This is a genomic window from Parabacteroides sp. AF18-52 (genome assembly GCF_003479145.1).
GTDB lineage: Bacteria > Bacteroidota > Bacteroidia > Bacteroidales > Tannerellaceae > Parabacteroides > Parabacteroides faecis.
Map to the genome: position 1 here is coordinate 112,407 of NZ_QUGR01000002.1, position 14,833 is coordinate 127,239.

Consider the following 14,833-nt stretch of genomic DNA (forward strand, 5'->3'; position numbering starts at 1 on the left):
CACATTTAATCGTTTCATAGCTTTAATAAGACGAACATTTGCTACTTTTGCATGCAATAAAACAGTAGGATACGGATTATGAAAACAGTTTTCAGGCTTACACTTTGGTTTATCGGCATACTGCTCATGCCACAACTACAGGCTACAACCACCCAGGGGGCTTTGGTTCTGGGTGCCGAGCGTATGGATGTGGTCACCCGCTTATTGAAAGATAAACAAGTCGGATTGGTTGTGAACCAGACATCTATCCTGGAAAAACAGCAAAAACACTTACTGGATGCTTTGATGGAACGGGGTATCCATGTAAAAAAAGTATTTGCCCCCGAACATGGTTTCCGTGGCACTGCCGATGCCGGAGAAGAGGTAAAAGACAGCCGCGACCTGAAAACGGGTGTCCCAATCGTCTCTATCTATGGAAAAAATAAAAAGCCGACAGCCGAGCAATTAAGCGGACTGGACGTTATCGTCTTCGATATTCAGGATGTAGGTGCCCGTTTTTATACTTATATAAGTACGATGCATTATGTCATGGAGGCTTGTGCTGAAAATGGCGTCGAGTTTATCGTGCTCGACCGTCCGAACCCGAATGATTTTGTAGACGGGCCGGTCCGTCAGAAAGGTTTTGAGTCGTTTGTAGGTGTCGATCCTATTCCATTATTACACGGCTTAACAGTCGGAGAACTGGCTTGGATGATAAACAGCGAAGGCTGGTTGAAAAGTTCGCCGGACAGCTGTAAACTTCATATCGTTAAAATGGAAAACTGGCAGCATGGCGATCCTTACTGGCTTCCTGTCAAGCCTTCTCCCAATCTGCCGAACGACCAGTCAATCCGGCTGTACCCGTCTTTATGTTTTTTCGAAGCGACCAATATCAGTATCGGGCGCGGAACTTATTATCCGTTCCAGGTTATCGGATTTCCGGACAGAAAATATGGTGATTTTGCATTCACCCCTGTTTCATTACCCGGCTTTGATACCAATCCATTACAAAAGGACAAAGAATGTTATGGCGTCGATCTCCGGGAATACCCTTTTGAAGGAGGGTTGACACTCCATTTCTTCCTCGATTTCTATAATAAGGCAGGGAATGAACAGGCTTTCTTTTTCTCCCGCCCGCAATGGTTCGACTTGCTCGCCGGAACCAAGGAACTCCGCTATCAGATTGTCAGGGGATTATCAGAGCAAGAGATCCGGGACAGCTGGCAACCGGAATTGGATAAGTATAAAGAAATGCGAAAAAAGTACTTGTTGTATCCGGATTACCCACAAAAAGCAACAAAGAATCGATAAGCGTTGATTCTATTAGGTTTTTAATTATCTTTGCCAACTCATAACAAGAAATAGAACAGCAGTGTTATGTCCTATATTATTGCAGGCATAGCACTGTTTGTTGTAATGTTATCATATTAATCAGTTATCAGGGCTAATAATAGAAGATTTCTTGAAACGTTTTTGGCACATATTGCTGTTCCTTCTTTTATTCTCCGTTGGAATAAAGGATTATATAGAGGCTGCCGGTAGCAACTCCCCCTATAAAGTACTCATCCTCCATTCTTATACGGAGGATCTCATTACATATTCCAGTTTTAGCGACCTGATTGCCGAAAAACTGGAGAAAAAGAATATCCCGACAAACACACAGACTTTTTATCTGGACTGCGAGCGTTACAATGAGGAAGAAGAAAATGATCGTATGTATCATTATTTAGATTCTATCAAAAGCTGGAATCCCGATATCATTCTGGTCAACGACGACCAGGCTACCTATACATTAATGGCTTGCAACCACCCGCTGGGAAAGACTACGCCTGTTGTCTTTTCGGGAGTAAACTTTCCTAACTGGTCCTTGCTGAAACAACATCCTAACTTCACCGGCTTCTGGGATAAACCCAACTACATGAAGACCATTGAACTGATAGAGAAATTATACGGTCCTTCCAATATTCTGTTTTTCAAGAATACCCGTTTTATGAGCAGAGAGTCGTTCAGAGCTATCCAGGAAGATATCAAAGATACCGGCAGAACCCTGCGAATAGGCTTATTTCATCAAAAGAGAAATGAATATCCCGACGATATTTGCCCTGGTGAACCTGGCAAATCTGTTCTATATACTACTGAAACAGCCTATCTTTCGGCCCAGAGTTTGTTATCCATTTTTCAGAATAAGCCTTATACGGCATGTCTGCAGATCATCCTCGACTTTGATGTCCTGACTATAGGCCGCCTGGCGAATGTTCCCAATTTCACTGTCATCAATAATGGATTTAATGATGACAGAGGTATTACCGGAGGGTATTTTACAACGTTGGATATACAAACAGATATCGTTTCGGAAAGAGCCGCCGATATTTTACAAGGCGCGTCACCTACCAACTATTCCATTATTGAAAGTCCCAAAACCTATGCTTTCGACTGGAACGAAATGGGACGTTTCAATATAAAAAAAAGAGATTTACCGGAAGGCAGCGTCATCTATAATCTTCCGTTCTATGAACGTTATCATAAAGCGATGATCATCGGGGGTAGTTTATTCATACTACTGATCATATATATTATCGCCCAATTAATTCTCATGTATAAACGGGAGTTCAACCGCAAAAAGCAAATACAAACAAACCTGTTCAAGGAAAGGCGTTTCCTCCGATTGGCTTTGGAAGGAGGTAATACATACGCCTGGAAACTGGAAAAAGGACGTTTTATCTTTGAAGATGATTTCTTTATAGACAATAAGATCGATCCCAGGGAAATGTCTCTTACGGATTTATTAGCTATAACACATCCGGACGACCGGGAACATTTACGTAGCCACATCCGGGATATTTATGCCGGGATATGGGAAGAAACGACCATCCAATGTCGGTTCAATTTTAATAGTAAAGAGTATTGCTGGTGGGAATTACGCTATAATCATGGAGAAGATAAGGCTGACGCTGAACAGACTGTCATAGGTTTGTGCCTGAACATACAATCGTTCAAGGATAAAGAAGACAGGTTGAAGGTCTTACAAGAAAAGGCGGAGGAAGCCAATAAAATGAAATCTGCCTTCCTGGCAAATATGAGTCATGAAATACGGACTCCTTTAAATGCGATCGTCGGCTTTTCCAATCTGCTGCAGGAGGAAAGCGATCTTACACCAGAGGAGAAAGAGACATTTAAAGACACGATCAATAAAAACAGCGATCTGCTTTTAAAACTGATCAATGATATCCTGGAACTATCCCGTATCGAATCGGGACGCATGACATTTGACTTCGAAACATTCAGGTTAAATGATCTGATCGACGAAATCTACCAGACGCACCTGTTACTTATTCCCCCGCATATTCAGTTTATTAAAGATGCACCTTCCGCAGAGATCAATGTCTATGTCGACCGTTTCAGGTTTACCCAAGTGATCACGAACTTCATCAATAATGCAGTAAAATTCACCAAACAAGGATATATCAAACTGGGATATGAATTCAAAAAAGAAGAAAACAATGTCTATATCTATGTAGAAGACTCCGGTATCGGCATTTCCCAGGAAGCCATCGAAAAAGTATTTGAACGTTTCTATAAGCAAGACGAATTCGCCCAGGGAACAGGCTTAGGTCTTTCCATCTGTAAAACGATTGCCGAACGTTTGGAAGGTGATATCCTGATCTCGTCAGAAGAAGGGAAAGGGAGCCGGTTTACTTTAAAGATTCCGGTTAAATTATAATATCACAAGTAAATTGGTGACAAAATAAAATATTTATTTGCATATTTACAGCAAATAAAGAATGTTATGAAAAAAGCCGTATACCTTATATTATCTACTCTGACAACCTTCGTCTCCGTTGCCCAGAACAATTTATCCCCAGATACTATCAGCAATAGACTTTGGCAGCAAAGCAGCCTGTTCCCTAACGAAAAAATTCATGTACATACAGACAGATCGGTCTATGCCTGCAGTGATACGATTTGGTTCAGGGCATATCTGGTGAATGCCGTTAACAACCAACCGGAAACCACCAGCCGCTATATCTATTCCGAACTTATCAATCCTTTTGGGAACGTAGTCTCAAGAGTCAAAATAAGAGAGGATAAAGACAGCTTGTTTTATGGTTATCTGCCATTGGAGGAAGATATCCCTGCCGGAGAATATATCATAAGGGCTTATACCCGTTACATGACGAACAGCGGAGAGGAATACTTTTTCCGCAAACCGATACATATCGTTTCCCCTTTCAGCCACTCTCTGACAACAACCGTCACTTTTGAAGGGAAGCCACAACAAAACCAAATTAAAGGATTGATCGGACTGACCAATACCCTCACAAAAGAAGAAATTTCAATGGAAAACGTATCCATTTACGACGAAAACGGCAAAATTGAATACTGGACAGAGGGAAAACAATCCCGGTTCAAAATATCTCCGGACAAATATAAGCATAAAGTCATCAAACTGGAAGCAGCAAACTTCCAGCAGTTCCTGCCCGTTTCGCTTCCGGCCAACGACTACCACGTCGATTTCCTGCCTGAAGGAGGAAACCTGCCTGCCGGAGTTTCATCGACAATGGCTTTCAAAGCTCTAAATACTTACGGGCTATCTGAAGACATAACCGGAACCGTTAAAGACGAAGCCGGAAAAGAAATCTGCTCTTTCCAAACGCTACATGCCGGTATGGGACGCTTCAGTTGGATTCCGGAAACAGGTAAAAAGTATTATGCAGAGTGTATCTCTAAAACCGGTGTTGAAAAACGCTTTGAACTGCCTGCCCCCGAAATGAACATAAGTACACTGAATATAGAAGAAAGCTACTCTGACTATCATATAAATATCCTTTACTCCAACGGAATCGCAACCGACGAAACACAGACTTTGCTAATTCACCAACGAGGTTTCCCGCTGTTTGTACAACCTTTCCGCCAAACCCATCGGATCAGTATCGACAAGAAGGCATTCTCGCCTGGCATCATACATCTGTTATTACTTTCTTCACAAGGTCAAATAATCAGCGAACGCCAGGTATTCGTTCAATCTGAAAAACAAGTTACAGCCCATATACAGACTGATAAGGAAACATATACCCAAAGGGAAAAAGTACGTCTGGATATCACATTACAAGATGTAGAAGGTAAACCTGTTCAAGGGAACTTCTCTCTCGCCGTCACCGACAATGCCGATATCCTGCCTGATTCCTCCTATACCATATACACCTCTCTCCTGCTTTCTTCCGATTTGAAAGGGTATATCGAAGATCCGGGATGGTACTTCCGAGGAGATAATAACGCACGCAAAGAGGGACTGGACCTGTTGATGCTGACACAAGGATGGCGAAAATATAATGTAGAAAACGCATTGACAGCCAACTACAAACAACCGGCTATCCTCCCCGAAACCAGCCAACGAATTACCGGCTCCGTTAAACGGCTGGTCGGCAACAAAGCGATTGCCAATGCCAAAATACAAATCCATATCCCAAAAGAAAGGGTTTTGGAAGAGATTCATGCCGGAGAAGACGGTAAGTTCGAGTTCGATTTTTTCGAGTTCCCGGACAGTACCATCTACAACATACAGGCTACAACGAAAAAGAATGGCAGGAATGTTCTGCTGTCACTCGACCCGGAAACCTTTCCGGAAGCCGATCAAATATGGCCTGTCCGTTCTCATAGCGCCCAATGTACAGCAAACTACATCTATTCCGATCTTCCGGCATCAGTTGAATTTTTGGACAAGACAAACAGAAGAATGACATACGAAAACGGCATACGTAATATATTCTTGGAAGATGTTATGGTAACAGCCAGAAAAAAAGTATATAAGACACCTTATGAAAGTATCCCTAGTGCTATAACCATCAAAGAGGAAGATATTAAACAGTCTTCGATGATAGAGCTTCCCACATTTTTAGCATCCAGACTACCTGGACTAATAGCTCTACCACAAGGTTTATTCCAAATAAAGGAACTAGGAGGTCCTATTCCAAAGCCTATTCAGATCATTTTAAATGGATTTCCAATTTATGATACACAAACTGCTAAAATGATATTAGAGACATTACAATTACGAGATATTGAACAAATCGACTACAACAAAGAAGCCGCAGAAGGATTAGCATGGTTCCCTATGACCGGATCAGCTTTTATCGCCATTACATTAAAAAAAGAAGCAGAACCATACGATTACATGCCCAAAAACATACAACAAGTACAGTTACTGGGCCATCAGAAACCGGTGGCTTTCTATTCTCCCAAGTATGAGACTCCACAACTGAAAAACAGCGAGAGTCACGATTTACGTACTACAATCTACTGGAATCCTAATATCCAAACCAATAGACGAGGGAAAGCATTTGTCGAATTTTACACGGCAGATGGAGATAGTCCTTATTCAGTAGTTATAGAAGGAGGTACTCAAAATGGCAAACTTATACGCTTCGAGAAAGAGATGATAGTCAAAGAATAGATTTATTATTGTAGTAACAAAAGTAGTCGAAAAATTCTTCAATTTGATCGACTACTTTTGTTTGTTCTACTATATTCCTGTTGTAATAATAGGAGACCAAGCTCCTTCTCCAACATCTTCTGTTTCAAACCTTGTATAGCCACCTTTTATATTAACAGAGCCAGTTATCATAAAATGTTTGTGACTAGTTGAAGTACAATGGGAAATCGAACCTGTCCAATTCCAATACGTTTGTTGATTTGCCCATATCGTAAGAGCAACGCTTTCATTACTCCAGCTACATTCATAATATGCAGTTGAATATAGTATCAGTTTATTACAAAAGCCACATTCTATACCTTCTTTACTCCAAAGATTATAATCAGAACTAGTACCACCGAAAGCATAAGTTATATTGCCATTTTCATCCAAATCATAAAAAACTTTTATCGGAACCTGATTACAAGTATTTCCAAAACAATACCCATAAGTAGCATACACTATTGTAGATCCACCCGTTGCCTTCGTTATAAGTTCCGATGTAAACGGTAATAAAAATGTATACTGATTCCCAACCAGCACTATTTCAATCTCCCGTTCCTCTTTCCTAGGATAGCCAGAATAGCTGTGCAAATCTTCTTGGAAATTCTTTATCTCCGCCTCTGTCAACGGAGTTGTCCTATCCCCTATCTCCACTTTCGGAGAAACACGCCAGCCGGAACTTGCTGCTATCTGCTTTAATTGATTGATATTTACTTCATTTTGATTAATAACCTGATCCAATACTGGTTCATTATCATTTGTACAGCCAACTAAAACAGCCATAATCAATATAAAATATAAGACACTTGATTTCATAGTATAAATGTATTAGAAGATTAAAACAACTGAATATATAATGCGTGGTTAAAAAACACGGCTACATCTTCCCACCTATTCTCTTAGATGCAGCCTATGGTAAGAAATTTTCTATTGTAACTAAATGAATTCATAATATATATTCCAAAACTCCAATCAAGAATCTCGCAAACATATAAAAAAAATCACAATACAGACAACATTATTTATAAAAATAAAATCAACACAATATTTACCCCCAGAATAAACAAGGCGACCATACACTTTGAATCATTTACATTACAAAACAAAACAACCCTAGTCCTTGGAGAACTAAGGTTGTTTTACCCCGCAAAAATATAGATTAATTTTAAATAACAATAATATTTATTTGAAATATCGTTTTTTTAACTAAATCAATTAACATTTCATCTCTATAAGTGCATGCTAATTCATGTCAAACACCATTTTAAGAGTTCAATCTACTTCAAAAGTAAATAAAACCTCGTTAAAGTACTTAGTTCTCCAAGGACTAAATAAACTAATATTAATATGGCAGCAACAGAACCTAAAATGCGCAGCATTACAGGAAAATTAACACCGAACAAATTGACTGAACGCGAAGACGACTTCACTTGTAATATTGTTTATCAGGCAAACAGAGACATAAAAGCTCTTTGCCAGTTAGCCGCAGCAAACAGTAAATTCTCTGCCTCAGAACTGGAAAGTGCTTACAACGCCCTGAAAGAACAGGCAAAAATCGAATTATACAATGCTTCTACCGTAGAATTTGGTTTTACGACTAACTCATTAGGAGCTGACGGCCCGTTCATCGGTCCGGATGCGAAATTCAATCAAACGAAAAACAAGGTCGTTCTACGAAGTGTTCCCCTCGCCGAACTAAAAAAAGATCTCGACAATATAACTGTCATCATCTCCGGAACATCTGAAGGTCTACCGGTCATAACAGTAGTGACAGATGTAACGACAGGAAGCGTAAACAATCAGATCACACCGGGAGGCGGCCTGAACGGAGAAGGAAACCGCGTAAGAATTATCGGCGAAGAAGGGAAAGAAGTCGGTTTCTATTTTGTTTCCATAGCAGACAAAACAGAGACAAAGGTTCCGGTAGCCTCGTTGTTACGCAACGATCCATCCTATTTCTCTTTCATCATTCCGCCTTTGGCAGCCGGTACTTACTATCTGGAAATTGCGACCCAGTCAAGCGGTAATACAAAATTTTTAGTAAGCGAACCCCGCCGCAACCGTTTCCCCTACGTGCTGACAGTTGGAGGAAGCGACAGGCCGGAAATAGAATAAATCATTTCCGGTGACCGGAAGAGTGTTCTTCCGATGACTGGAAGTGTGCTCTTCCAACCATCAGAAAAATACCAAAACAAAATCAGAGAGTTTTTTTACCTATACATATTAATATTAAACTAAAAACGCACATTATGCTAAAAAACTTCAAACCGATTGGTTTAATGCTGTTTGCAGGCATATTATGTTCTCCCGAGAGCATAAAAGCCGACACAACACCCATTAGACCGAGTGTGAGCATTTCCCAACAAAACGGGAAAGTGACAGGAACAGTAGAAGATGAATTCGGTCCCGTAGCCGGAGCCTCAGTCATTGTGAAAGGAACCACAAACGGTATTATTACCGACATGGACGGTAATTTCACATTAGAGGGTGTAAAACAAGGAAACATCATCCAAATCTCTTTCATCGGTTACACTACGCAGGAAATCAAGTACACAGGTCAGGCATCTATTAATGTAAAGTTAATGGAGGACTCACAGACCCTGGACGAAGTAGTCGTAACCGGTTTCAGCGGCGTACAGAAAGCCAAGACATTGACCGCTTCTGCCGTTACCGTAAAGATGGAATCGATTGCCAAATTGCCGGTGACTTCCGTCAGCGACGGTTTGGGAGGCCGCGTAGCCGGTATCATCTCACAGGCACGTTCCGGTGCTCCGGGTGAAACTTCTAAGATTTGGATCCGTGGTGGTAGCGATATTTTGTATGTAGTCGACGATGTAGTAATGGAAACAGAACAGGGTGAAGTATTCTTTAACCGTCTGCGTCCGGAAGATATCGCTTCCATGACTATTCTGAAAGATGCATCGGCTACAGCCGTATATGGTCCGCGTGCCAGCGACGGTGTAGTAGTGGTAACGACGAAAAGAGGCCAGGAAGGCTCCCTGGATATCACGGTAAACCAAAAGTTCACACTTATGACTCCCTCTTACAGACCTAAATCTATGAGCTCATGGGACTATGTGAATATGAAAAATGAATTGTATGCAGCCAATATGGAAGAAAATCCGGCATACAATACGACACAATTGTCCAAATATTATATGGGGCATCTGAGCCAGCAAGGATATGGCCGCCAGGAAATCACCGATATGGTCAACCAGAAATATAATATGGGATATTCATTACAAGATGTAAACGATCTGTTCAATCCGTTTGTAACCCAGGGCGGTGACATTAACAACTACTATACATATGAAGATCCCTGGGACTGGTTCAACAACACACAGCCGATGACACAAACGAACATAAGTGTACGTGGTGGTGGCGAACGCGTCAGATACTATTCCAGTTTAGGATATTTAAACCAGTCAGGTATCAGCGATACGTATAACTACGAACAGTACAATGCCATCGTCAATACGGAAGCCTTTTTGCTTAAAGACAAAAGCCTGCGGTTCACCATGAACCTGAATGGGATCATGGCTAAAAAGAAACAACCGGAAGGCGGCGACGGTATCTTCAACTCGGTTTTGATTGAAGGTGATGAAATCCATTCAATACCACGTAACTGGACAACCGGTTTGGACAGAGCCGGAGGTTTGGACTCCAGACTGCGCAATGGTTTTAATAATACAGACGACTACCGTTTACAGGCCAGTATGGGATTAAAATGGAATATACCCTGGGTAGAAGGTCTGGCAGCCAGCGCAAGCCTCAACTTCAACCACAGTTATTCTATGAACAAAGTCTTCAAACATCCGGAAGAAGGAGTATATGCAAATCCGTATGCAACACAGGAAAATAACTTCAACCCGAATGATGCCCATCTGACACAGACATGGAATAACTATTCTTTGACAACCGGTATCTTCCAGGTGGATTATAACCGTTCTTTTGGTAAGCATAATCTGTCGGCCATGGCCAACTACCAAAGCCAGGTAAGAAATACCAACAAAACCATGGCTAAAAAATATGGTTATCCGACCACTTTCTATCCGCAAATAGACGGCGGATCAACCATGGAAAGTATGAGTGGTACAGAAGGACAATGGGGTTCGGCAAGCTGGGTCGGACGTGTTTCATATGATTACGACAGCAAATATTTGTTGCAATTTAGCGCAAACTATAACGGTTCTCTATGCTACCACCCGGACAAGCGTTGGGGATTTTTCTATGCAATATCAGGCGGTTGGGTTCTGACAGAAGAAAGCTTTATCAAGGATATCATCAACACGGATTATATCAATATGTTCAAGATCCGCGCCGGATATGGTGTGGTTGGTAAAGAACTTTCAGAACCGTTCAGTTATATGAACCAGTATGAGTTGTCAAAAACTATCTTGACAGGTGAAAACATGAGTTCAAGCTCCGCCTGGAAAGAAAGTAACGTATCCAGCAATCTGACCTGGGGTGAATCGCAACAGATCAGTGGTGGAGTTGACTTCGGATTTTTCAAGGATCGGTTAAGCGGTTCATTCGATACTTATTTATATCTGAACAAAGGTGACGAAATGGATATGAATCCTAAACTGACTTACACGCCTGTCCTGGGTTTGCCCAATACCCCGAAAATGAATGCTCCTTACGTGACCACGCATCAAGGTGGTGTTGAATTCAATTTAAACTGGAATGACCAGATCGGTGATTTCACTTATAAAATCGGAGCTAACTACACCTATTGGGATAAAATAACGGTAAGACACACCAAAGAAGATACTGACTATTACTATCCGAACTTAACGAATCTGGGTAAAAGAAACCAAGTGAAAACTTATACAGTAGCATGGCAAACAAACGGCCTGTTCACATCTTATGAAGATATGTACAATTCCTACCTGCATTTCACCCGTAACCACACTCTCGGTACATTCAGGATGCAAGATATCAATGGTGACGGTGTATTGAACGGCGGCGACCAGGTTTGGGATGAAAGAGGCGGCGAAGTTCCACAAACGCTGTACGGTATCACACTTGGCCTGGGCTGGAAAGATTTCAGCTTTGAAATCTTCCTGCAGGGAGCCGCCAACGTTACCGGAGATGTAGTCTCTCCTGCCCGTTCACAACAGGATTACTATTGGAAATACGCTAAATACCTGTGGCAGGAATCTTACACACCAAGCAACCCGATCACAAACAAGCTGCCGTTGCCTACCAACTCCACTTATGGCTGGGGATACAGCTTTGTCGATTCTTGGGTATATGACGCATCTTACCTGAAGCTCAAGAATATCAGCGTAAGTTACGATTTAAAACGAAGAGTACTTAAAAACGTAAGCTACATCAAAGGTTTACAGCTGAACTTCATTGCCAACAATGTACATACCTGGGTTAAGAAAAGTAATCCGTTCAAAAATTTAACGGACCCGGAATATCTGCCGGCCAACTCGATCTGGGGCGGAAATAAATTCGGTAGCTATCCTACCCAACGCTCTTTCACACTCAGTGCTACATTAACATTGTAATCACAACAGACAAATTAAGAAATATGAAGAAAATAAATATATTCGCGTTACTCGCAGCCGTATGTTTCTCGAGTTGCGATCCATTAGGAATCGAACCGACTACCAGCGTTTTCGAAGACCAGTTCTGGGAAAACCCGCAGTTGTCCCGTTCCTTTGTCAATCAATTTTACCTGTGGACTCCTGCCGGTGCCAATCATGCTTTCAGATCAGAACAATGGTCTGACAACGCAGTCGGTAATGTTGACCGTGACCAGACTACCTTCCGCCAATATGACTTTAACAATAGGCGGTATGATGAATTAACCGGCATTACCAGCCTGACAGGAGCTCCATGGGGAGACGGCTACAAAAATATTCGTCAGGTCAACCTTGCCATCGAACGAATTCCCAGTGTTCCGAATATGACCGAAGAAGCAAGAGATCAACTAATGGCAGAAAGTTATGCCTTCAGAGCTCAGTTTTATTTCGATATGGAAAGGTACTGGGGAGGATTACCTATCGTTACAAACTCTATGACCATATTTGATGAGACAATGCTCGCACAAAATACCCGTGAGGAAGTCTTCGACCAGATTCTGGCCGATTATGACAAATCATTGGAATACTTTGGCAAAATGACCAGCAAACCGACATTAGGTCTGATTAATGCAGATGCTGTTCAGGTGTTGAAATCACGTGCTGCCCTGACTGCTGCCTGTGCTGCGGCAGCGTCATCTAAAGGTCTGTATGACAAGCTGGCTGGTTCAGACAAAAGCAAAGCTCTTTACAGGTTCACCAAAGATGCGAATCATTATTATCAGATTGCCTACAATGCAGCCAAATCTGTTATCGGCAAGTATTCGTTAGATCCGGATTACCGGAATCTGTTCAACGGAGCAACAGGTCATACCTCTGTTGAGTCTATTTGGCCGATGATGTTCAATGAATCCAACAGAAGCGGATTTAACCCGGCTAATTATGCACATCCCGGAGGAAGAATGTACGGGGCAACGACCGATCATAGTCCTGACTGGGGCGGAGATCATGGAGGTGCTTATCCTACCCAGGAGTTAGTCGACTGTTATTACCAGAAAGACAAAGCAACAGGCAAATGGATGCAATGGTGGAAAACACAGCAAGCTAAAGAGATGGGGGTTGAAGCCGGAGCAAACGGAGCTTTAAAAGCAACAACAAAAGATTATCAGTTGATGTATACCGACAGAGACAAACGTTTCTATACGACTGTACTTTATGACGGTTCTTATTATGCAGATAAAGAAGGAGTTGAAAAATGTCTGGTTGGTGTATGGATCGATTATTCGGTACCAACAAAAACTGAAAAATACAGCGCATTGCATACCACTTACAAATCTTCGGAAAAACTGGAAATAGCAGGCCGCGGCCAGTCTTCGATGACCGGATATTATACTGCTAAATATGTTCCCGGAAAATTTAAGGAAGATGGAACCCTGGAGACAAAACAAACATCTATTTCATTCTTCATGGTACGTTACGCCGAAGCACTGCTAAATATGGCCGAAGCTGCATACAAGCTGGGAGGAAAAGAAAGTGAGGTTGTAGATGCTATTAACCAGATCCGTAATCGTGCCGGCTTGGACAACTTCGATGCATCTGTTGTCGGACATAATTTATGGGAAGAATACCAATTGCAACGCCGTATTGAATTTGCATTCGAAGTGCCGTCTCACCGCTATTTCGATTTGCTCAGATGGGGTGAATCAGAAGGTAAAACTGTAATCGAAGAATTAAACAAGCCTTCTTCCGGTATGTTTATTTTCCGCAAGGGTATCGAAAGCGAAAAAGTGGAAGATAACGGCTATCCGGCACCGGAAACAGATCCTAAATATTTCACTCCGTACTTCGAAGTGCGTCCGATAGATAACTCATATTACGAACGCAAATTCAACAACGCAGTGTTTTATAAACTTCCTTTTGCAAAAACAACTTTGGAAAGTGACAAGAATCTGGTTCAGAATCCGGGTTGGGAAAACAGAAGCTATCAATAACATTTAAACAGAAATAAGTATGAAACTTAAAAATATATTAATCGCAGCAGTATGTTGCCTGACAGTTCTATCAGGTTGTCAAAGCGGATTAGTCTACGATGAAGTACCCGAATCCATTTATACAAACGTGAATTTGGGTTCCGGCCTGGCTAAAGTCCGTGTCCGTGAACTGTTTACAAACAAGATCTGGCAAGTAAACCATAACGACGGAAAAGGTCAGTGGTTAGAAAACTGGCTTGCTCAAACGCTTATCAGTGAAAGTTTCCAAAACGGAATAGATTATACCAATAACACCGGTTCAGATGTTACTATCATGGGTAAAGTGCTAAAAACGGGAGAAACGATGTTCGTACAAAATACATTGGAAGTTGTGGACGACAGTTCTGCCCCTGACGGGAAGAAATATATAATCCATGTCTTTTCTCCTGCAAACGTGATGTACACAACACCCAACAAAGGACATCTGTTTGTAGCATCTGCTTTTAATGGTGACAATCTACACCCCGTATTCGTTGAAGAAGTTGAAACAGGTAAATATCGTTCCGCAATCGTACCGGTAAGGCAAGACGCATTAGTCATAGAACTTATCCTGGAAGATATGTATGCATGCCGGGTGGAACCGGTTAACGGAGCACCGACTTTAGGTGCCCCTGGAGATTTCACCAAACCACATCAATATATGGTTATTAATACAACTTTCAGACCGGAAGGTGTTCCTGAAACAAGACGGTTGTATGAAATTCAGGTGCAGCTATTAAAATAAAACGATAACTTTTTATGTTAGTAGAGCTTCACAGCTCTACTAACTCGATTACTATTTACGGGAATTTTATACGACTATATTCATTTACCCCATA

8 protein-coding genes are annotated in these 14,833 nt (G+C 41.6%); 7 read left to right on the plus strand and 1 reads right to left on the minus strand.

The window, feature by feature from the left end; translation table 11 throughout:
* Nucleotides 1–78: 78 nt before the first annotated feature.
* The 3 genes from DWX23_RS04210 (at nucleotide 79) to DWX23_RS25100 (ending at nucleotide 6,430) form a co-directional block, all read left to right on the plus strand.
* Nucleotides 79–1,290: an exo-beta-N-acetylmuramidase NamZ domain-containing protein gene (locus DWX23_RS04210; RefSeq protein ID WP_122354732.1), complete on the plus strand. Its 1,212-nt coding sequence runs from the start codon at nucleotides 79–81 to the stop codon at nucleotides 1,288–1,290.
* A gap of 151 nt (nucleotides 1,291–1,441) precedes the next feature.
* On the plus strand, nucleotides 1,442–3,700 hold the full coding sequence (locus tag DWX23_RS04215; protein ID WP_122373557.1) for a HAMP domain-containing sensor histidine kinase: 2,259 nt from the start codon (nucleotides 1,442–1,444) through the stop codon (nucleotides 3,698–3,700).
* Between the two features lie 66 nt (nucleotides 3,701–3,766).
* Nucleotides 3,767–6,430, plus strand: a complete 2,664-nt coding sequence (locus DWX23_RS25100; protein ID WP_233587499.1) for an MG2 domain-containing protein — start codon at nucleotides 3,767–3,769, stop codon at nucleotides 6,428–6,430.
* 69 nt (nucleotides 6,431–6,499) lie between these two features.
* Here DWX23_RS25100 and DWX23_RS04230 read toward each other — a convergent pair whose 3' ends face one another.
* Nucleotides 6,500–7,267 carry a hypothetical protein gene (locus DWX23_RS04230; protein ID WP_147382519.1) on the minus strand — a complete coding sequence of 256 codons (768 nt, stop codon included), beginning with the start codon at nucleotides 7,265–7,267 and terminating at the stop codon, nucleotides 6,500–6,502.
* A 531-nt stretch (nucleotides 7,268–7,798) separates the two neighbouring features.
* Between DWX23_RS04230 and DWX23_RS04235 the strand changes: the two genes are divergently transcribed.
* From DWX23_RS04235 to DWX23_RS04250, 4 genes are all read left to right on the plus strand, one after another.
* On the plus strand, nucleotides 7,799–8,566 hold the full coding sequence (locus DWX23_RS04235; protein ID WP_122373559.1) for a DUF4469 domain-containing protein: 768 nt from the start codon (nucleotides 7,799–7,801) through the stop codon (nucleotides 8,564–8,566).
* 134 nt (nucleotides 8,567–8,700) lie between these two features.
* A complete protein-coding gene (locus DWX23_RS04240; RefSeq protein ID WP_122373560.1) occupies nucleotides 8,701–11,970 on the plus strand; it encodes a SusC/RagA family TonB-linked outer membrane protein in 3,270 nt (1,089 codons plus the stop codon).
* Nucleotides 11,971–11,993: 23 nt separating this feature from the next.
* Nucleotides 11,994–13,976 (plus strand): RagB/SusD family nutrient uptake outer membrane protein, encoded by a 1,983-nt coding sequence (locus tag DWX23_RS04245; protein ID WP_122373561.1) that lies wholly within the window; start codon nucleotides 11,994–11,996, stop codon nucleotides 13,974–13,976.
* 19 nt (nucleotides 13,977–13,995) lie between these two features.
* On the plus strand, nucleotides 13,996–14,739 hold the full coding sequence (locus tag DWX23_RS04250) for a hypothetical protein (protein ID WP_122373562.1): 744 nt from the start codon (nucleotides 13,996–13,998) through the stop codon (nucleotides 14,737–14,739).
* The last annotated feature ends 94 nt before the right edge of the window (nucleotides 14,740–14,833 follow it).